This is a genomic window from Frankia sp. BMG5.23 (assembly GCF_000685765.2).
GTDB classification, from domain to species: Bacteria; Actinomycetota; Actinomycetes; order Frankiales; family Frankiaceae; genus Frankia; species Frankia casuarinae.
The window spans coordinates 42124-63589 of sequence record NZ_JDWE01000005.1 but is presented as its reverse complement, the minus strand read 5'-3'; the positions used below and the strand labels follow the sequence as shown (position 1 = coordinate 63589).

Sequence of the window (21466 nt, the reverse complement as noted above, 5' to 3'; positions counted from 1 at the left end):
GATGCGTGAGTCGCCCCCGAGGTCGAGAGCGCCATTGTGCACCCACGCACCTGTCCAGCCCCCCGAGTCCCCAGCCCCCGAGTCCCCCGAGTCCCCGGAGACCTCTCGACCACCGGGATCGTCGAGTTCGACTCCGTGAACCGGAGGGGGTTGGCCGTGACGACGGGGTGTCCTCCCGATGCGTCGTGTGGGTCAGCTCGGCGCACCCGGCGGCCGCCCGCCGGGCCCGCCGGACGGTGGCTGGCCGCCGGGCGCACCGGCGGGCTGGCCGCTGGACGGGGTGGTCGTGGTGTCGACGCCGACGGCGAGGGAGACCGTGTAGCCGCTGGTGACGTTGCCGGTCACGGTGGCGAGCTGGCGGGCGCCACCGTCGTCCCCGAAGACGTTGTCGCTGTCGAGACTGGCCTGAGACAGGTTCGCGATCGACGCCTTGTAGCCCTGCTGCGCGTAGACTTGGTCGCAGACGTTCTTCGGCAGGGCGACCTGGGACGTGGCGATCGCTTTGGTGGCGTCGGTGATGCTGGCCTGGTCGGGGTAGACCTCGAAGTGGATGTGTGGCCAGCGTCCGCTGTAGCAGGCCGGGAAGATGCTGGTGAAGCGTACCTTCCCGGCCTTGTCGGCGATCTGGACGCCGCGCAGGTAGTTCTGGTCGGTGATGCCGTTGGTGTACATCGAGTAGCGGCCTTCGCGGTCACAGTGCCACACGTAGACGGCCACTCCCGCGAAGGGGACGCCGTCGGCGAGATCGGTGATGGTCAGCTCCAGCGTCATGGGAACGCCCTCGGCGGTGCCGGTCGCTCCGCCGAAGCTGGACCGGATGTCGCTGCGGACCACGCCGCTCTGCTCGAGCACGTCCGGCCCGTTGGAACCGTCGCCCGGGTAGGGGCCAGCCGTCTCCTGGGGGATCTCCCCGGACGCCCCGCTGGTCGAGGCGGATGACGACGTGCTGGGCGACGCGGTGGAGCCGGACGATCCCGAGGCTTCGGCCCCGCCTGTTCCGCAGGCAGTCAGGCCCGCCGTCGCGGCACCGAGGCCGAGAAAGGTCAGCATCCGCCGCCGGCTCAGCAGCGTGCCGAGGTCGAAGCCCAGTCCCTGGTCGACGGCCTCCTCCTCGGGCCGGGGCAGGGGACGCCCCTCGTACGTCGGCCTCCGGCCGTCCCGCTGGTAGTCCGCCATGCGCTCTCCCTGAAATCGACTGATCTTGCGCCTTCACCATGGCGGGACAGTTTTTGCCCGCGCTGTGCGTCCGCTGTGCCTCGGCTGTGCGCGCCAGGTCCCCGTCACGGCGGCGGCGGGAAGACCGGCAGGCACGAGCCGGCCGGCACGAGCCGGCCGGCACGGGCCGGCCGGCACGGATCGGGCCGCATGACGGTACCGGTGGGGCTGAGGCTGACTACGGGATGGTCCACTCGCGCACGGTGACGATGTCCAGCCGTCGTTCCACGACGGCGCCTGCCGGCCAGCCGTTGACGAGCCGGGTCAGCTCGTCGGCCAGCGATTCGGAGCCGACGGCGTGCCACCTCTGCGCGGCTAGGCCTGCCCGTAGCGCCTCGGCGTAGGAGCTCCGGCTCATCTCGGCGATGTCGCGAACCATCGCCGTCGTCGTCGCGAGGCGCGAGGACAGTCCCGTGAACGACCGCCCACAGCCACATCCGCCGTCGGGGTCCGCCCGGTCGATCGCGCAGACCAGACCGAGCCATACCAGTTCCCCTTCGGCACAGTGGTTGAAGTCGTTGTCGCGTTGGCCCTGGGTGGCCGCGGTCGCGGTCAGGATCTTCATGTCGGCTCCTCGGAGCAGGGAGGTGTCGGGTGCACGGGCAAGCGAGCGGTCACAACCGCGGGCCGTTGAGTCGTGACCGCGGGCTGTTGAACGGACGGGCCCCGAACGCAGTCGGGCCCCGAACGCAGTCGGACCCGCGCATCGAAGCACCCGGGAGCTCAATCGACGAGGAGTAAATCCGGCTGTGGGCGCCCTCGACGGACGTCACCGCAGGTCAGGTGCCCTATATCGAGCGTGCGCCGCCGAACGCCGAGAAGCCGAACGCCGAGAAAACGCGCTCATCCGGGCTGTCATTTGCCGTCGTCTGCCGGCTCGACTCAGCACGACCGCCGGATGCAATGCGCAATCCAAGATGACCACTCGGTAAGATCTGCCGGTTACGCCTACCTGCGCCGGTCGATGTTGGGGGACACGATCATGACGCCTGCCCTCCAGCCGTCCGACCCGCGGAAGGCCGGTCCCTACACGCTGGTCGAGTGCCTGGGCGCCGGTGGAATGGGACAGGTCTACCTTGGCGTCTCCCCGGCCGCCGAGAAGGTCGCCGTCAAGATCGTCCGACCGGACGTCTTACCCGACCAGGCGACTCGTCAGCGTTTCGGGGACGAGGTCGACAACCTTCGGATGGTGTTCGGGTCGCGGGTCGCCCGCTTCGAGGATGCCGATCTGGAGGGCGATCCGCCCTGGCTGGCAGTTGAGTACGTACCGGGCCGCACACTCGCCCAACATGTTGAGCTTCATGGGCCGTTGGGACCAGATCTGGTGGCCATCCTCGCCGCGATGCTGTGTGAGGGGCTCTCGAAGGTGCACCGAGTCGGGCTGCTGCATCGCGACCTGAAGCCGCAGAACATTATGCTCGGCCCGGACGGTGCGAAGATTCTCGACTTCGGCCTCGCCGTGCTTGCGAACCGCCGAGCGCATCTCACCGACCCGGGCAGCATCGTCGGCACGATCGCCTACATGCCTCCCGAACAGGCCCGGGACGGACGGGACCTCACTGTCGCGGCCGACGTCTACGCGCTGGGGGCCACCCTCGCCTTCGCGGCGACCGGGCGGCTGCTTTATCCGTCGGTCCCCGTGGTAGCGGTCCTGAACGCCGTCATGGACCCGGATACACTCCCCGATCTGAGTGCCGTCCCCGCCGAGCTCGCGCCACTCGTCGCCGGCATGGTGGCGTTCGACCCGGTGGCGCGGCCCGAGCTCATGGCGGTGGCAGCGGCGATGCTCGCGACGACCGCCGTACCCGCGGCCGTGCTGCGCCAGCGTTTCGTCCAGACGACGTACCCGGCTACATCGCCAGTCTCGCTTCCTGCCCTCTCGCTTCCTGACTCGCTGGCCGACCCGGTCGTCGACGGCGAGGGGGTTTACCACGGTGGCAGTGACCGCGACCGTGCCGGCGACGACCGTGCCGGCGACGACCGTGCCGGCGACGACCGTGCCGGCGACGACCGTGCCGGCGACGACCGTGCCGGGGGTGACCGTGCCGGGGGTGACCGTGCCGGGGGTGACGTAACGGTGGGCCCGGCGGACCCCGCAGGCAACGGCCCGACAGTCCACGGGCCAGAATCGAAACGCCGCCCGAGGCCGGGTCGCCCGAGTCCGGGTGTAGAGCCCACGGTGGACGTGTCGTGGCTGGTCCGCGAGTTGCGAGCCGACTACGCGCGGGACGCCCGGTTCTGAATACTGGCGCGTCGGGCACACGGTCGAGCGTGACGGCGTCTCACGGCGAAGACGAGGCGACGCTTCACAGCGGAGAGCTCACGGTGGAGAAAGGTGCAGGGGTGGTCGCGGCAGCAGAACCCGGGGCACGGTACGCGGCGGGGGCGCGAGTCCTGGTCCGGGACGAAGAGTGGCTGGTCCGCCGGGTGACCCTGACCGACCACGACGGGTACCTGCTGCGAGTGGTCGGGGCGTCCGAGTTCGTCCAGGACGAGGAGGCCGTCTTCCTCGACGGGCTGGAGCACATCGAGGTGCTGCGCCCCGAGGGCACGAAGCTGGTGCGTGACACCACGCCGACGTTCCGGCGAAGCCGGCTCTACCTGGAGGCGGTCCTGCGCCGTACCCCGCTTCCCCGCACCGAGAAGGGACTGGCACTGGCCGAGGGGTTCCTCCTGGACTCCCACGACTACCAGCAGCGCCCGGCTGAGAAGGCGCTGGCCGGGCTGCGGCCACGCATCCTGATCGGGGACGTCGTCGGTCTCGGCAAGACTCTTGAGATCGGACTGATCCTGGCCGAGCTGGTGCGGCGAGGGCGCGGCGACCGCATCCTCGTCGTCACCCCGCAGCACGTGCTCGAGCAGTTCCAGCACGAGTTGTGGACGCGCTTCGCGTTGCCGCTGGTCCGGCTGGACTCGCTCGGTATCCAGCGCATCCAGCAGGAGATCCCGGCGGGCCGTAATCCGTTCACGTACTTCAAGCGAGTGATCGTCTCGATCGACACGCTGAAGGACGTGGGAATGTACGAGCACCACCTCAGGAACACGACGTGGGACGCCGTGGTGATTGACGAGTCCCACAACCTGATCGGCGAGACGAGTCTACGCAACCGTCTCGCGAAGCTGCTCGCCGTTCGGACGGACGCGCTTGTGCTGGCCAGCGCCACCCCGCACAACGGTGACAAGCAGTCGTTCGCCGAACTCGTCCGGCTGCTGGAGCCGACGGCGGTCACCGACATCAAGGACTACACCCGCGACGAGATCGACCCTTACTACATCCGCCGCACGAAGGCGGACCGGGAGGTGACCGACAAGATCGCGGACGAGTGGGCGCCCCGGGCGCCGTCGATTTCCTGCCGGTGCCCGGCGACACCCGCGGAGGAGAAGGTCTTCGCCGAGCTGGCGGCCGTCTGGCTGCCCGCTTCGGGCGAGCCGGACCCGGCCGTCGTTGGCAAGGAACGGCGGCTGTTTCCCTACACCCTGGTGAAGGCGTTTCTGTCCTCCCACCTGGCGCTCATCGAGACGGTCGACAACCGGTTGGCGTCGAAGAGCTGCACGAGCCCCGCCGAGCGGGCGGCACTCGAACGGCTACGCGAGCTGGCGGGCGCCATCCCGGCCAACCCTGGCGGTCCGGGGGCTGGCGCGGACACCGCTCCGGCCAAGCTCACCCGGCTTCTCCGGGAGCTCCGTGAGATCGGCGCCGGCCCGGCGTCGAACACCCGCGTCGTGGTGTTCTCGGAACGAATCAGGACACTGCGTTGGCTGTCCGTAGTCGTTCCCGCGGCGCTCGGGTTCTCCGCGAAGGCGACCGAAACCGCGGTGAAGGTCCTGCACGGTGGGCTGACGGACACCGCGCAGCAGGAGATCGTCGAGCAGTTCTCCCTCGGGGGAAACCCGCTGCGCCTGCTGTTCACCGGCGACATCGCGTCCGAGGGCGTGAACCTGCACCGCGAATGTCACCACCTTGTCCACTACGATCTGCCGTGGAGCCTGATTCGGATCGAGCAGCGCAACGGCCGCATCGACCGGTACGGGCAGAAGCACGAGCCGCAGTTCCGGGCCATCGTGCTGACATCAGCGGTCGACGGGGCGAAGGACGACACCGCCGTCGCCGAGAAACTCCTCCGGCGGGAGGACGAGGCGCATCGCACCCTGGGCACCGCGGAAGCGGTGACCGGCGAGTTCCGCGCCGAGCTGGAAGAACAGCGCATGGTGCGCAACCTCGTCGCCGGCCGCCCGGTGGAGGAGGCCCTCGTGCCACGGACCGCAGCGTCGGTCATGGCGAACCTGCTCAGCGGGTCCGGCCCCCAGGTCGCACCGCCGCCGGCGCGCGCGAAGCTGCCGACGCTGTTCGGCGCCACCGAGCAGTTCGTGGACGAGGCGCTGCGCGAGGTGTTCGCCGACGACCCGGAGACCGCGTTGGCGCTGCGGCGCGAGCCCGGCCTGCTGTCCTTCGACGCCCCCGAGGACCTTGAGCACCGGCTGTCGGACCTGCCCCGCTCGTACCTGGCGGACCAACGCTCGGCCGACGGAGTGCTCCGGCTGAGACTGACGTTCGACCGGGACTTCGCCGACGCCAAGCTCACTGAGGCCCGTCGGCGTACCAGGACCTCCTGGCCGGATGTGGGCTTCGTCAGCGAGATCCACCCGGTTGTCGACTGGCTGGTCGACAAGGTGCTCGTTCGGCTCGGCCGCCAGCAGGCACCGGTCCTCGTCGCCGAGGTCACCGAGCCGGTGTTCCTGGTCCAGGGCATCTACTGCAACCGCGTCGGCCAGCCGACCGTGGTGCGGTGGATGGCCGTGTCCGGCCTGCCGGACGAGCCTCGGGTGGAGGAGATGGAACAGGTACTGAAAGAGGCGGGGGTTGGCCCGGCGATGACGAACCCTCCCACCGAGATCGACCTCGACGGGTTGCAACGGCTGGTCCCAGCGGCGGTTGCCGCGGCGGCCCGCGAGCTGAAGCGCCAGCGGATGCACTGGGACGCCAGCATCGCGGCACCGTTGGAGGCCTACCGGGCGATGCTCCGCACCTGGCGGCAGCGCAGCCTGCTCGACGAGGATGACACCCGCTCGGCGACGATCCTGCTGCCGGCGGCTGGTCGGTCCCGGCGCAAGAAGGACGTCGAGGACACCGTGGTCGAACAAATCAAGATCGTTGATCGTCTTGAGACCTCAGGCGAGCCGCTGCTGCGGGTGCTCGCGGTCCTGGAGCCTGGCCGGTGAGCTTCGAGGCACTGACGAACCGAGGTGAGTACCTGTCGCCGTACTACCTGACCGAGGTGCTGCCCCAGGAGATCCGCAAGACCGCGGTCCCCCGGTGGGCGGACCAGGAGAAGGCCGCCGCGAGCCCGCGAACAGGAGTCAGAAGACTGCGTTCGGAGTACTTCGCCCGCAAGCCGGCGGCCGTGGGAGTCGACGGGCTGGACGCCGAGCACCGCCGCAAGGAGCTTCTCCAGCTACATGACGAGGTGCTGGCCGCGCTGGGGTTCGAGCCACGCCGCGAGGTCGTCACCGTGACTCGCGCCGGGTCCGAAAGCGTCGTTCCCGTGGTGTACGCCGGGGGTGGCCTGGTCGACGATGCCGGGGACGGTGGCCTCGGGGGCGGTGGCGTCGTCGCCGTCGAATGTGCCTGGGCCGCGGACATCGACGCCGCCGCCGATCCGGACGGCGGGGGCAAGCTGCTCGACCCGGTGCAGCTGGACAACCGCGAACGCATCGAGCACGGCACGAAACTGGCCAGCCACCTGTTCGCCGCCGACAGGGGCGCACCGCGTTACGTGCTGATCCTCAACGGCGGGGTGGTGACCCTCGCCGACCGGCACACCTGGAGTGAGGGCCGGTACCTGGCCGTCAGCTTCGACGTGGCGTTCGCCCGCAACGACACCCGGCCGGGCGGCGAACTGGACGTGATCGCGGCGCTGTTCGGCGCCGACGCGCTGCGACCGCCGCCGCAGGGCGGCCCGGAGCCGTTGGCCGAGCTGGTCGCCGGGTCGCGGCGGCAGGCCGCCGGGGTCTCGTCCGAGCTGCGGGAGGGGCTGCGGCTGTCCGTCGAGCACATCGCCGGCGAGGTGCTCGCCCGGTTGCGCGACGCCGGAATCCACCCGGAGGAGATCATGGCGCCCGACGAGCTCGGTCGCCAACTCACCCGGGAGTCGTTACGCTACCTCTACCGCATCCTGTTCCTGCTGTACGCCGAGGCGCGACCGGAGCTGGGTGTGCTCCCTGCCGAATACCCTGAATACGTCGAGGGGTACAGCCTGGCCCGACTCGGTGACCTGGTGGCCCGGCGCCGGCCCACCGGCGACGACGCGCGCAACCGGTTCTACCTGTACGAGTCGCTGGACCTGCTGTTCACGATGGTCAACACCGGCTACCGACCGGTCGATGGTCAGCCGAAGAGTGACGGGGAGGGGCTGCGGTTCGAGCCGCTGCGCTCGGAGCTGTTCGCGACGGACGCGGTGCGGCTGATCAGCCGCGCGCTGCCCGTCCCGGCGCGGGAGGGCACCGACGGTCCGACGGTTGATACTCGGCTGCGTAACGGTTGCCTGTACGAGGTGCTGCGGCTGCTGATGCTGACGCGGGGGAAGAAGGGGCCGCGGCGGGGGAAGGGCCGGCGCGGCGGCTTCATCTCCTACGCTCAGCTGGGCATCAACCAGCTCGGTGCCGTCTACGAAGGGTTGATGTCCTACACCGGGTTCATCGCGAGCGAGGAGCTTTACGAGGTCGCCAAGGGCGGCGACCCGGCCGACGGCAGCTGGATGGTACCCGCGTCGAAGATCGACGAGTATGCGGACGAGGTGTTCGTCCGACACCTGAGCGAGGAGACCGGCCGGCGTACCGGCCCGCGCGTGCGGTACCCGAAGGGCTCGTTCGTCTACCGGCTCGCCGGCCGGGACCGGCAGACCAGCGCCTCGTACTACACCCCGCCGTCGCTGACCGAGGTCACCGTCCAGCTCGCGCTGCGCCACCGGCTCGACCAGAATGGTACGAAGACCAGGTCTCGCGAACTGCTCGACTGGACGATCTGTGAACCGGCGCTGGGTTCTGGGGCCTTCCTCAACGAGGCGATCAACCAGGTCGCGGCCGAGTACCTGAAACGAGCACAGCACGAGCGGCAGGAGCGCCTCGACCCGGAGCGCTACGCTGTCGAGCTGCAGCGCACGAAGGCGTACATCGCCCTGCACAACAGCTACGGCGTCGACCTGAACAGCACTGCCGTCGAGCTCGCCGAGATCTCGCTGTGGCTCAACGTCATGCACGCCGGCCTGCAGGCGCCCTGGTTCGGCCTGCATCTGCGGCGAGGCAACTCGCTGATCGGGGCCGGGCGCCGTCTCTACCCCCGCGACCAGCTCGCCGACCGGGCCTGGCTGCACACCGCGCCGACCGACCACCCGTTCCGTGCCGGTGAGCTGCCGCCGAGGACGGTCCACCACTTCCTGCTGCCGGCCGACGGCTGGGGCGCGGTCGCGAAGGAACCGGAGGCCAAGGCGCTGGCGCCGAACCAGGCCAAGGCGCTGGCGGCGTGGCGCCGAAGCATCACGAAGTCGCCGGCGACGAAGGGAAAGGTCTCACCGCAGGTCAGACGGCTGGAGGCCCTGGCGCGGCGGGTCGAGTTCCTGTGGGGCCTGGTCCGGCAGCGGCTGGAGATCTCCGAGGCGGAGATCCGCCGGGACATCAAGGTCTGGGGTGCCGGCGACCTGCCGCCGGTGGACGGAAAGATCCCGCGCGACAAGGTGCGTAAGGACCTCGATTATCCCGGCACCCCGTTCTGGCGGCTCAAGACGCTGATGGACGTCTGGTGCGCGCTGTGGTTCTGGCCGCTGGACAAAGCCGGGATGCTCGACGGCTCGGCCGACGAGTACGCCGCGAACCCGATTGTCGTCACCCGGGCCGCGCCCGAACCGCCCGCCGACCCCGGCCCGGTCGGCCAGCCGGCGACGTGGGAGTCGCGCTCGATCTTCGAGGAGGACCAGCAGATCGACCCGGATGTCGCCGCCTCGACAACGTCGACCGCCCCGCGGAACGCGCCGCGGCCGGACAGGAAGCTGGTCGAACGGCTCCGGCGACTCGTGCCGCTGGCCACCCTGGACGACTGGCTCGCCTTCGCCGAGGCGCTGATCGGCCGCAACGAGATCCCCGACGACGCGTTCGTCTCCCGCTTCACCACCCTTGACGAGTTGGAGGAGTACGAGAACGAGCTGGCGCCGTGGGTCGGACAGGACGAGCCGACCAGCCTGGCGGAACGCTTCCCGTGGCTCGCCACCGCCGAGGAGATCGCCGACCGGCGAGGCTTCTTCCACTGGGAGGTGGAGTTCGCCCAGGCCTTCGCCCGGGGCGGTTTCGACCTCCAGGTCGGCAACCCGCCCTGGGTCCGCCCGCGCTGGGAGGAGAACGTCGTCCTCGCCGAACACGACCCCTGGTTCATGCTCAACGAGGCGGCCGGCTTCCAGAACAGGCGGACCCGGAAGGACACGCAACTGGACGACCGGCGGGCGCGGGAGAGCTATCTCGCCGAGTTGTCGGCGAACGCGGCCATGGTCGCATCCCTCGCCTCACCGGCCACCTATCCGCTGCTGGCCGGCTCGCAGCCGAACCTGTACCGGGCCTTCATGATCCAGGTTTGGCGGCATGCCAGCCCGCCTGGGATCTCCGGCCTGATCCACCCCGATTCACACTTCGCGGGAGCGCAGGAGGTGACGCTGCGCGCCGCCACCTACCACCACCTGCGGCTGCACGGGCACTTCCAGAACCAACGTCTGATCTTCCCGGAGATTGACTGGAGCCGTCAGTTCGGAGTCCAGATCTACGGCCACCACCAGCCCATCCACTTCCAGCACCTGAGCTGGCTGTTCGGGCCGGAGACGCTCACGGCCTCGCTCGACCACGACGGGAGCGGCCCACTGCCGGGCATCAAGTACGACGGCACCTGGGACCTCCGGCCCCACACCGGCCGTATCGTCACCGTCACCGATGACGTACTCACGGACTGGATGCGTCTGACCGGCGAAAGCGACCACCCCCCCGACACCGCCCGGCTGCTCTACCCGGTCACGGTCGAGGAGCAGTCGGCCATCGGGGCGCTCACTAGGTGGGCCCACCGGCTCGGCCAGGTGAACCCGAGGATCAGCTCTGGCTACCACGAGTCCGGCGCCAAGAAGGCCCGGCTCATCGAGGAAGAATTCGCCGGTCCGAAGGACTGGTCGGAGGTAGTCCTCCGCGGCCCACAGTTCTCGCTGGCCACCCCGGTCGCGAAGCAGCCTCCCCGCACCGGGCGCTACGACGAACCGGTCGATCCACGCTACCTGGACGCCGGTTACGTGCCGACGACCGACTACCGGCGCGCAACCGACATCGAGACCTTCCGTGCCGCCCAGGACCGCTGGCTCGACCACGCATACCTTGAGGAGTTGCGTGGCTCTCCGGCGGCCGTGAATGATGCACGTCGCGCCCTCGCTGCCGCCGCGGATGCCGATCCCGTCGCCATCGACGACGAGGCGGTAGCCGCCTACCTTCGCGGGAGAGCGCGACGGCCCTACACGGACTTCTTCCGAGTCGCCTGGCGCCGGCGAATCGCCAACAATACGTTCCGCAGCCATTTCGTCGCCCTGATTCCACCAGGGCCGGCGCACATCCATGCAGTACACAGCATGTCCCTGGATTCGAATCGAGAAACGGCTCTTACGGCAGGATTCTGGTCCGCATTGGCGGTGGACTATTTTGTACGAGTAACAGGGCGTAGCGACCTTGAGGTAACTGACGCCAATATATTGCCGGCGCCGATTGTGGACCATCCGTTGGCCGGGGCGATCCTGCTGCGGACGCTGCGGTTGAACTGCCTGACGTCGGCCTACGCGCCGCTGTGGAGTGAGGTGTTCGACCAGGCCTGGGGTGACGACGGCTGGGTGATCCCCACGCCGAACACTCCACCGCTCGGTGACGTCCGGCCGGAGTGGGACGTGCGGTCGCCGCTGCGGACCGAGCTGGCGCGGCGGGCGGCGCTGGTCGAGCTGGACGCGCTGGTCTCGGTGATGATGAACATCTCGGCGGATCAGCTCGCCGCCCTGTACCTCGCGCGCTTCCCCCAGCTTCAGGCCTACGAGGAAGACACCTGGTTCGATCTCGCCGGTCGCAAGATATGCGGCGACCGCAACTCGTTCGGGTTCGGCCAGGCCAAGGAGCACTACGTCCAGTTGCGTAAGCACCTGGAGGACCCTCGTCACGAGCCGCCGCCGGAAGGGTATGCTGCCCCGTTCCACAAGGCGGACCGGGAGGCGGAGATGCGGCAGGCGCACGCCGCGTTCAGTGCCCGGCTGCGGGCCGCCCGGGACGCGGGCTGGCGGGAGCCTGAGCCACCGGAGTCGGGCGGATGAGGCCGACGTTCGCCGCCGACAGCCTGCGGCGCAACCTGACGCAGTTCCTCACCACGACGTTCGCCCTCGCCGACGCGGACGAACGGGCCGCGCTCGCGCGCTTTCTGGAGCATCCCGAGCACGGCATCTACCGCGGGCCGTACCTGCGTGTCCGCATCCCGTTCCGGCCGGCGGCCGACGGCTGGCAACGACACCTCCAGTGGCATCCGGGCGGGGACTGGACGCCCTACGAACACCAGGCCCGGGCGTTCGAGCGGCTGAGCACCCTGCATTCCCCGGCCGAGCCGACGCTGGTGACCACCGGCACCGGCTCCGGCAAGACCGAGGCCTTCCTTGTCCCGGTCCTGGATCACTGCGAGCGGGCCGGCCGAGCCGGCCGGCGCGGCGTCAAGGCGCTGCTGCTCTACCCGATGAACGCGCTGGCCTCCGACCAGACGCAGCGCATCGACGAGTTCCTCGCCCGGCCGGGCCTGGAACACGTGACCGCCGGGCTGTACGTCGGCGACGTGGCGGAGACGACCTACGCCCGGGTGATGACCTCCCGCGCGGAGATGCGCCGCAACCCGCCGGACATCCTGGTCACCAACTACAAGATGCTCGACCAACTGCTGCAGCGGGCCGACGACGTGCCGCTGTGGGAGGGTGCCGAGCTCGCGTATGTCGTGCTCGACGAGTTCCACGCCTACGACGGCGCCCAGGGCACCGACGTCGCGATGCTGCTGCGGCGGCTCGGCGCCGTCACCGGCCAGGCCGAGCCGGGCCGTCCGCTCGGGGCCGCCTGCCCGGTCGCCACCTCGGCGACCCTCGGCGAGGGCCAGGGCAGCGACGGCGGCGCGGCCATCCGCGGCGTCGCGGGCCAGGTTTTCGGCACCGTCTTCGACGAGGCGGCGCTGATCGGCGAAGACCGTCAGCGCCCGGAGGAGATTCTCCGCCCGGTCGACTACAACCTGCCGCTGCCGGACCCGGCGGACCTCGCGAGCATTCCCGACCCGGCCCGGGACACCTGGTCGCTGCGGCGGACCGTGGCGGCCGTGCTCGGCGTGGACACCTTCGACCCGGCTGTGCTTGGCCGGCATCTCCAGCGGCACATCCTCACCCACGCGGTGCTGGGTCTGCTCGGTGACGAGCCCAGGACCGCGGCGGAGATCCTGGAACTGCTCCCACGCCGGGGCGCCTACCGCTGGGGCCTCGCCCTGCAGAACGAACCCGAGGTGGCCGCGCTCGGACTGGCCCGGTTCGTCGGGCTGCTGTCGATGGCCCGCGACCCGGACCGGCCTGAGCGCCCGTTCCTCGGTGTCGAGACGCACCTGTGGGTCCGGGCGGTGTCGCGGCTGCTGCGAGGCGTGGCCCGGCAGCCGACCTTCCTGTGGGACGGCGACCCCCGCCGGGTACCCGTCGCCGACGCATCCGAGGCCGACGGTGCGGTCGCGGATACCAGTCAGGCGCTGCTCCCGGCGGTCTACTGCCGGCACTGCGGCCGGTCCGGCTGGTCGGCGATCTCGCCCGAGCGCGATCCGCACGAACTCGTCACCGACCCGGCCAAGATCTACCGGGCCGGCGTCGGCCGGGACAAGCGGCGGGTACGCGCCCTGCTCGCCGCGACCCCGGGCGAGATCGCGGGCACCGGCCGCGGCCTGTTCGTGCTCGACTCCGCCGGCAGCCGCATCCGTCCGTTCGACCCGGCGAAGGACCGCGCCCGGGCCGACCGCCCCGGTTCCGGCAACGGTTCCGGTTCCGGTTCCGGCAACGGTTCCGGTTCCGGCAACGACTCCGGTAACGACGTGGTCGTCCTCGCCGATCTCGGGGACGATCGGGCGGCCAGCCTGGACCGCTGCCCGGCCTGCGGGCTGGACCAGGGCATCCGCTATCTGGGTGCGGGCCTGGCGACGCTGGCTTCGGTCGCCGTCACCCAGCTGTTCACCGGCGGCGAGCTGGCCGGCCGGGAACGGCGCACCCTGCTGTTCAACGACTCGGTGCAGGACGCCGCCCACCGGGCCGGTTTCGTCGCGAACCGCTCGTTCACCTTCTCGCTGCGCTCGCTGCTCGCCGCCCAACTGGTACCCGGCCAGCCGGTGACTCTCGACGCCGTCGTCGCCGACCTGGTGGCCGCCGCCACCGACCGCGACACCCTTGCCGCGATCATCCCGCCCGACCTGCACGACTCACCCGGTATCGACGCCCTGCTGTCCGGTGAGCACACCGGCAGCCGCAGCACCTGGCGGCTGGTCGCTGACCGGCTGGGGTTCGCCACCGTGCTCGAGTTCGGCCTGCGTTCCCGCCAGGGCCGCACGCTCGAGCTCACCCGCACCGTCGCCGCCGATGTCGTGCTCGACGAACCGGGGAAGGTCGCCGCCCTGTGCCGCGACCTGCTGCTCACCGGCCGGGCCGCGCAGCTCCCGGCCGGGAGCCTGCCCGACGAGGCACGGCTGGAGGCCTTCGTCCGGGGTGTGCTCGAACGGCTGCGCGTCCGCGGCGGCGTCCGCCACACCTGGCTGGCCGGCTACCTCGCCCAGGGCGGCCGCCGGTGGATGGTCTGGGGTGGCCGGCCCGCCGGCATGCCGGCTTTCCCGGAGGGCCTCTCGGCGCCCGCATTCCTGCTGTCCGGGCCTCGGCGCAACAGCGAGTTCGACCTGCTCACCGCGCGCGGCGGCTGGTACCAGGACTGGGCGCGACGGTGCCTGGGCGGGCTCGACCGGGAGGCCGTCCACGAGTTCCTCGGCCGTCTGCTGCCCGAACTCGCCGGTGCCGGCGTGCTGCGCAGCCACCAGCTCACCGCCGACCCGACACTTTCGGTGTTCGGGCTGCAACCCGGCCACGTTCGGGTCGTCCGGCTTGACGATTCCGCGGCCGAGCTGGCCGGGATCCGCTGCGACTCCTGCTCCTGGGCGCAGACCGTGCCGCCGGAACGGGTCGCCGGCTGGGTCGGGCAGCCCTGCCAGCGGTACCGCTGCGATGGTCACCTCACCGCCGCGCCCGACGCCGCCGCCGTGGGCGACTACTACCGTCGGCTCTACCTCGGGGGCGGGGTGTTCCGGGTGGTGACGGGCGAGCACACCGGCGTCCTCACCCGCGTGCAGCGCGAACAGGTGGAACGGCAGTTCCTCGACGGTACCCGCTACACCGACCCGAACGTGCTGTCCTGCACCCCGACGCTGGAGCTCGGGATCGACATCGGGGAGCTGTCGGCCGTGCTGCTCGCGTCGTTACCGGCTGCGCCCGCGAACTACGTGCAGCGCGCTGGGCGGGCGGGCCGCCGTAGCGGGAACGCGTTCGTGCTGACGCTGCTCGCCAACCGCGCCCGGGACCGTTACTACCTCACCGAACCCCGCGAGATGATCGCTGGCCAGATCGTCCCGCCGGGCTGCTACCTGTCCGCGGTCGAGATCCTGCGGCGCCAGTATGTCGCGCACCTCATCGACCTGGCGGCGCGTCGCCAGCTGCCCGGCGTGCTGCCGCTGCCGCGCCGGGCCGGCGCCCTGTTCGGCCCGACCGGCTGGCTGTCGTCGTTCGGCGCCGCGGCCAAGCGGGCCGGCGCCGACACTGTCGAGGTGTTCCTGTCGCTGTTCGGTGACGACGTCACGGCGCAGGCCGCCGGTGAACTGCGGGTGTTCGCGACCGACCGAGCCGGCGGAATCGGCGGAATCGGCGGAATCGAGGGTGCGCTGGCCCGCGTGGACGCCGCCTGGGAAGCCCGGCTGGACGGCCTGCGTCACCGGCTGGCGGCCATCTCGTCCGCCACCGACGCCCTTGCCGACTCCGACCCCGACCAGAAGCGCGAGGCCCGCGGTCTGCGGGCCGAGCAGCGGGCCGTCCGAAAGCGGGTCGCCGAGATCGGCCGGGCCTCGGCGCACGCCACACTCGTCGAGTTCGGACTGCTGCCGAACTACGCCCTGATCGACACCAACACCATGCTCGAAGCGACCCTGACGTGGGAAGACGGCGGGTCAGGACCCGACGACCGCAGATACCACAGCGAGGTCCGCGAGTACCCGCGCCCCGCCCGGCAGGCGCTGCGTGAGATCGCACCTGGCAACATCTACTACGTCCGGGGATACCAGCATGAGATCAGCGGTCTTGAGATCGGCACGCCGGACAGCCCGGCCTGGGAACACTGGCGGGTGTGCCCCGCCTGCGGCCACGTGCGCACCGAACACGCCATCCAGGACCCGAGCGCCTGCCCTCGCTGCGGCAGCCGCGGCATCGCCGACTCGGGAAACCTGTACCAGGTGCTACGGCCCAGCAAGGTGACCGCGGTTGACCGCCGCGATGACGCGCGTATCCGGGACGACGCCGAGGACCGCGTCGTCCGGGCATACTCGATGGCCCACACGGTGGACGTCGACCCCCAGCAGGTGCTGCGGTCGTGGCGGCACACCGGCATCACCTTCGGGATCGACTACACCCGGACGGCCGTGGTGCGGGAGTTCAACCTCGGCCCGGCGCGGTACGACCGGCCGGCCGGCGACGTCTTCGGCGGCGCCCAGGTTCGGCTCAATCCCTTCCACGCCTGCGTCACCTGCGGCGGTACCCCGGAGGACGGCCCGCCGCCGAGCCCGGCCACCGCGGTGGCAGGCCAGGGTGGCCTGCCCGTGGCGGCCACCGCCACCTCGATGCCGGGAACGGTTCCGCGCGAGGCTCAGCACCACCGGCGGTGGTGTCCGTACCGGCGTTCCCCTTCGGCGGCCCGGCACGTCCCGCTCATCCTGGCGCACGAGCTGCGCACCGAGGCGATCCGCATCCTGGTCCCGGCCGTCACCGCCGCCGTCGACGAACGGATGGCCTCGTTCGCGGCAGCGCTTCGCCTGGGCATCGCGGCCCGCTACGGCGGCGATCCGGATCATCTGCGGATCGTTCGGGCGGTGATGCCCGACGGCGGCCAGCACGGCACCGGGCACGTGCGCCGGTTCCTCGTCGTCCACGACACCCAGCCCGGCGGCACCGGCTACCTGCATCGGCTCTCCGACCCCGACAGCTTCCGGGAGGTGCTCGCCGCCGCGCTGCGGGCCGTCGAGAGCTGCCGGTGCGCCGAGGAAGGACGCGTGGCATGCCACCGGTGCCTGTTACGGGACGCCCGCGACGACGAGTTCCAGCTGATCAGCCGGTTCTACGCGGTGGCGATGCTGCGTTCCCTGCTGGACGGGTGGGACGTCGTCGGTGGCCAGCGTACCGACGAGATCTCGCTGTTCGACCAGGTCGAGAGTGAACTCGAAGCGCGGTTCCTAGCCGGTCTGCTCGACTGGGGCGCCCGTCCCGGAAGCCGGGCGACCGTGACCCGCACCGCCGACACCCATGGCGCACGCACCGCCGACCTGCGCATCAGCCGGCCCGACGGGCAGGTCGTCCACTGGCAGTTGAGGCTGCAGAACACCATTCACGGGACCAGACCAGACGCGCTGTTCGTCCGGGTAGACGCGGCCCCGTCGACTGTCGCGGTGTACCTCGACGGATTCAGCTACCACGCCTCGAAGGAGCACAACCGGATCGCCGACGACGCGGACAAACGAACGCTGCTGCGTGCCCATGACATCGTGGTCTTCCAACTGGCCTGGGACGACGTCGAAGCCTGGTGCGGCCGGCCGGTGGCGCAGCCGCCGGTCTGGCCACCGTACGCCGGCAACGCCCAGGCCGGCGCCCGGGACCTGTACCGGCTCCTGACCGGCCGAGATGTGCGGGAACTGGCCGGCACGGTGTGGGCGAACCCGGTTGAGCTGCTGCTCGCCTACCTCGGGGATCCCGACGCCGAGCTCTGGCGGTCCCGGACGGTCGCGGCGCTGGCCGGCCTGCTCAACCTGCCTGGCTCGCGGACCACCGCGAGCCGCGGCGGCGCGGCGGCAGCGGTACGGGAGGCGCTGACCGCCGGACCGACCGCTGGTCCGGCCGTCCCCGGACGGCCGACGACCCGCCCGGGGACGGCCGGACCGGTCACGGTCGTCCGCGTCGAGGACGCCCACCACTGCCCGGTCGTCGTGGTCGCGGATCAGAGCGACGGCGGGCCACCCGTGTGGACCGCACTCGTGCTCGTCGACGACCGCACCGCGACCGTCGCGAACGACACCGATGCCCACCGGCTGCGGTGGGCCGCCTGGCTGTACTGGAGCAATCTGCTGCAGTTCCTTGACTCCGGGGGCGGCGACGGCGTCCAGCTCGCGCGGAGCACCCTCGGCGAGTTCGACCCGTCGTTGCTCCGGGTCGCGGCGGGATCGGGTGCGCTGTCGGTGCGTCGGTCGGTCCAGCTCGATGCCGAGACCTCGGTCTGGATCGGGACGTCGTCCGGTGCGCATCCCGGGGCGGCTGTCGAGGTAACCGGCCCGGCGCAGCAGCAGCAGCAGCCGGTCGGGCCCGCGTGGCAGGCGGTGCTCAGGCTGATCACCGCGACGGAGCCGGGGCTGGTCGAGCTGGTGCGGGAGCTGGCGGCGCGGGATGTGCCGGTACCGGAGGTCGGGTACGAACTCGGGGACGCGGCCTGGCAGGCGGAGCTGGCCTGGCCGGCCGCCAGGATCGGGGTCGTCACCGCGGCCGGGCCGGGCGACCCCGAAGGCTCGGGACGCGACGCCGCCTACGCGGCGGCAGGCTGGCTGGTGCGGACCGCGTCCGAATGGCAGGCGTCCGATCTCACATCGAACCTCACATCGAACCCCGCCTCGAACCTCACATCGAACCCCGCAACGAACCCCGCATCAAGGATCGATGGTCCACTCGGCTCACGGAGGGACAGCCAGTCGTGACCGACCAAGCCAAGGTGACACTTCGCATCCTGGATCGGGCCGACAAGGAGATCCTCAAGCTCACCCGGGCTGAGAAAGGCGGCGTCTACGACTTTCAGAGCGCCTTCCGGCAGAACCCGAACACCCCGAGCCTGCACTTCAAGCGACTCAAGGGCAATTCTCGGCTGTTCTCCGCCCGGATCGGCAAGGATCATCGCGCGTTGCTGCTCCACGTGGGCAACCAGGACTACCTGCTTGTGTCGGTCAAGCACCGCAGCGAGGTCTACGACGGCATCGAGGACAAGTATTCCTACCAGATCAACCGAGTCACCGGCGGCATCGAGGTCGTGGACCTGTCCGCCGTCGGTGACAGCATCGTCGGCCGGTTGTTGCCGCCGGAACGGCAGCTGACCCACACCCGGGTCAGGCCCGCCCAGGTCAGGCCAGAGCCGGCGCCGGGAGTCGGCGACACCGCAGGGGGGGAGCCGGGCGGCCAGAAGGACGTCGAACGGCCGTTGTTCGAGGCCTTCACCGACCAGGACCTGGTCGACCTCGGTGTGGTTCCGGCCCTGCTTCCGCTGATCAGACGGATCGTTGACGAGGACGAGCTGCTCGGGCTCGCCGAGGTCGCCCCGCAGCTCACGTCCGACGTGCTCCTGGCGCTGCACGACGGCAAGAGCGTCGAAGAAGTACTCGAACACGTCACCGTGCCGGTGAAGGCCGACAGCCCGGTCGACCCGGAGGACTTCGCTGCGGCGGTTGCCCGGCCGGCGACCCAGGTGACCAGCGACGATGCCGCGCTGCAGGCGGTGCTGGGCGAGTCGTTCGCGCGGTGGCAGGTCTTCCTGCATCCGACCCAGCGCCAGCTCGTGGACCGGGTCTACGGCGGACCGGCGCGGGTCAGCGGCGGGCCGGGAACCGGGAAGACGATCGTCGCGCTGCACCGGGCCGGGCACCTCGCCGCCCGGCTGCCGCCGGGCGATGACAAGCCGATCCTGCTCACCACGTTCAACCGCAACCTTGCCGCCGACCTGCGGGCCCGGTTCCTCGATCTGGTCGGCCCCGACCTCGTCGATCGGGTCGATATCGTCAACATCGACAAGCTCGCGAGCCGGGTTGTCGGTGAGGCCGGGGCGAGCCGTCGCCGGCGGACGATCGACGATGACGCCGCCGTGCGGGAGTGGGCCGCGATGCTTGACGAGGTCGGTGAACGACGGTGGGACGCCGAGTTTCTCGCGGCCGAGTGGGCCGAGGTCGTTCTGGGCCAGGTGCTCCGTTCCCGCACCGACTACTTCAAGGCCCGGCGACCAGGTCGAGGGCGGCCACTGTCCCGAGCCGACCGCGACGCGGTGTGGCAACTCGTCGAACGTTTCACCAAGCGCCTGGACGACGCCGGTGTGTGGACGTGGCGCCAGGTAGCCGAATACGCCGCCCGCACCGAACAGGACCGCGCGGCCGCGGTGGTGAGCGCGGCCGGTCAGCCCACCGCTTCCGGCTCCCTGCCCAGGTACCGCTATCGGCATGTCGTCGTGGATGAGGCCCAGGACCTCAACCCGGCGCACTGGAAGATGCTGCGGGCCATGGTCGCGCCAGGTCGGGACGACATCTTCCTCGTCGGCGACACCCACCAGCGAATCTACGATAATTACGTCACGCTTGGTAGTCTCGGCGTGAATATCCGTGGTCGCAGTGCCAAGTTGACGCTGAGCTACCGCACCACCCGTCAGATCCTGTGGACAGCGCTTCGGCTGCTTGCCGGTGAGACGTACGACGACCTCGACGGCGACGACGACAACCTCGCGGGGTACCGGTCGCTGCTCAGTGGCGGAGAACCCGTGCTCGGTGAGGCCGTCACCTGGGCGGATGAACTGAAGCTCATCAGCGGGCAGATCAGGGTCTGGGAGAGCGCCGGCGACGGTTCGACCAGTGCCGGCGACGGTTCGACCGCCGTGTGCGTGCCGACTCGACGGATGGTGGAGGACGTCGTCACACACCTCGAGGCGAGCGGGATTTCTGCCATCGAGATCGGGCCGGACGGGCCGAAGCGAGCCGACGGCGTCCACGTGGGCACCATGCACCGTTTCAAGGGCCTGGAGTATCGGCGGATCATCATCGGAGGTGCCAGCGCCGGGCTTGTGCCCCGTGGCGTGATCGAGCGGTACCAGGACGTCGACCCAAAGCGGTACCAGCAGGAACGGGCACGAGACCGGTCACTGCTGTTCGTCGCGGCGACCCGCGCCCGCGACGAACTGGCGATCTTCTGGCACGGCCGGCCAAGCCCGTTCCTGGCCGCCGCCTGGACGCGGCGTCGCGCCGTTGGGTCGAGCTTGCGCAACTGACGAAGCGCATGCGGGGTTATGCCGACCGGGTACCTCATACCAGGCCGAGGTCGGCCTTTACCTTGTCCCATGGAACTACCTTGTCCCATGGAACGGGCGTCTGCCCGGTAGCCGCCATCTCCTCGACGTAGACCACTTGGTTATCGCGGACCAGTCGAGCGGCAAGCTTGTGATGATGATCCCGGCGGGTTTCGCGCACTTTCCGGTGCAACACCGCTACCCGCCGCACCGCCTTCCGACGGTCCGCGGAACCTTTCCGTGCGCGGGCCAGCGACCGCTGGGCGCGGGCGAGATGCCGCCGCTTCGACCGCGGCGGGCGAGGGTTCGCCACGATCTCACCCGTGGACATGGTCACCAACCGATCGAGCCCAAGATCGACCCCCACCTCGGCGGGCACGACCGGGTACGGCTCGTCGGTCACATCGACCACGAACGACACGTAGTACCGGCCGTCCGCTTCCCGGATCACCGTGGCCGACGACGGAACCGACGGCAACCCCCGAGACCAGGCGAGTTCGACATCTCCGACCTTCCTGATCCGAGTTCTTAACGCGACTGGGCGACACTCGCCACCTGGTCCGTCAGCATGCTTGAGCGGGAGGTGTTCACCGAAGCGGGGTCGCGGCCCGGCTTCTCGGCCTGCCGCAGAACACCTTCCACTACTGCTTGGCGGGTGGCACGGTCGGTGACCGGGCCTACAAGCCGGTGATCCGTGTCGCACCCCGGGCGGCCGGCCTCGACTACAAGAAGACTGCCAACCGTACGTCTGGCCGGCCCCTCGTGCTTCTTGCGGGAACGGCCGCCGCATGTCGGATCACGAGGAGTAAGCGTCGTGAACCCG

8 protein-coding genes are annotated in these 21466 nt (G+C 70.4%); 5 read left to right on the top strand and 3 right to left on the bottom strand.

What is annotated here, in order from left to right:
* Positions 1-192: 192 nt before the first annotated feature.
* Both BMG523DRAFT_RS03680 and BMG523DRAFT_RS03675 read right to left on the bottom strand, forming a co-directional pair.
* Positions 193-1176 (bottom strand): intradiol ring-cleavage dioxygenase, encoded by a 984-nt coding sequence (locus tag BMG523DRAFT_RS03680; protein WP_023840625.1) that lies wholly within the window; start codon positions 1174-1176, stop codon positions 193-195.
* A 217-nt stretch (positions 1177-1393) separates the two neighbouring features.
* Positions 1394-1780 carry a hypothetical protein gene (locus tag BMG523DRAFT_RS03675; protein ID WP_043590393.1) on the bottom strand — a complete coding sequence of 129 codons (387 nt, stop codon included), beginning with the start codon at positions 1778-1780 and terminating at the stop codon, positions 1394-1396.
* 417 nt (positions 1781-2197) lie between these two features.
* Here BMG523DRAFT_RS03675 and BMG523DRAFT_RS03670 point away from each other — a divergent pair, with 417 nt between their 5' ends.
* The 5 genes from BMG523DRAFT_RS03670 to BMG523DRAFT_RS03650 all read left to right on the top strand — a co-directional run bounded on the left by BMG523DRAFT_RS03670 (position 2198) and on the right by BMG523DRAFT_RS03650 (position 20625).
* Positions 2198-3457 carry a serine/threonine-protein kinase gene (locus tag BMG523DRAFT_RS03670; RefSeq protein WP_043590446.1) on the top strand — a complete coding sequence of 420 codons (1260 nt, stop codon included), beginning with the start codon at positions 2198-2200 and terminating at the stop codon, positions 3455-3457.
* 101 nt (positions 3458-3558) lie between these two features.
* Positions 3559-6435 (top strand): DEAD/DEAH box helicase, encoded by a 2877-nt coding sequence (locus tag BMG523DRAFT_RS03665; RefSeq protein ID WP_043590444.1) that lies wholly within the window; start codon positions 3559-3561, stop codon positions 6433-6435.
* A complete protein-coding gene (locus BMG523DRAFT_RS03660) occupies positions 6432-11582 on the top strand; it encodes a hypothetical protein (RefSeq protein WP_043590392.1) in 5151 nt (1716 codons plus the stop codon). The genes BMG523DRAFT_RS03665 and BMG523DRAFT_RS03660 overlap by 4 nt, the downstream gene beginning before the upstream one ends.
* A complete protein-coding gene (locus BMG523DRAFT_RS03655) occupies positions 11579-18307 on the top strand; it encodes a DEAD/DEAH box helicase (RefSeq protein WP_083494736.1) in 6729 nt (2242 codons plus the stop codon). Before BMG523DRAFT_RS03660 ends, BMG523DRAFT_RS03655 begins: the two co-directional genes overlap by 4 nt.
* On the top strand, positions 18304-20625 hold the full coding sequence (locus BMG523DRAFT_RS03650; RefSeq protein WP_043590391.1) for a UvrD-helicase domain-containing protein: 2322 nt from the start codon (positions 18304-18306) through the stop codon (positions 20623-20625). The genes BMG523DRAFT_RS03655 and BMG523DRAFT_RS03650 overlap by 4 nt, the downstream gene beginning before the upstream one ends.
* 34 nt (positions 20626-20659) lie before the next feature.
* Here BMG523DRAFT_RS03650 and BMG523DRAFT_RS26205 read toward each other — a convergent pair whose 3' ends face one another.
* A complete protein-coding gene (locus BMG523DRAFT_RS26205) occupies positions 20660-21433 on the bottom strand; it encodes an RNA-guided endonuclease TnpB family protein (RefSeq protein WP_011434586.1) in 774 nt (257 codons plus the stop codon).
* Positions 21434-21466: the final 33 nt, after the last annotated feature.

Bases quoted from the DNA above. Each gene is read 5' to 3' on its own strand.
- BMG523DRAFT_RS03680 (WP_023840625.1), bottom strand. From the start codon at position 1,176: ATGGCGGACTACCAGCGGGACGGCCGGAGGCCGACGTACGAGGGGCGT.
- BMG523DRAFT_RS03675 (WP_043590393.1), bottom strand. From the start codon at position 1,780: ATGAAGATCCTGACCGCGACCGCGGCCACCCAGGGCCAACGCGACAAC.
- BMG523DRAFT_RS03670 (WP_043590446.1), top strand. From the start codon at position 2,198: ATGACGCCTGCCCTCCAGCCGTCCGACCCGCGGAAGGCCGGTCCCTAC.
- BMG523DRAFT_RS03655 (WP_083494736.1), top strand. From the start codon at position 11,579: ATGAGGCCGACGTTCGCCGCCGACAGCCTGCGGCGCAACCTGACGCAG.
- BMG523DRAFT_RS26205 (WP_011434586.1), bottom strand. From the start codon at position 21,433: ATGCGGCGGCCGTTCCCGCAAGAAGCACGAGGGGCCGGCCAGACGTAC.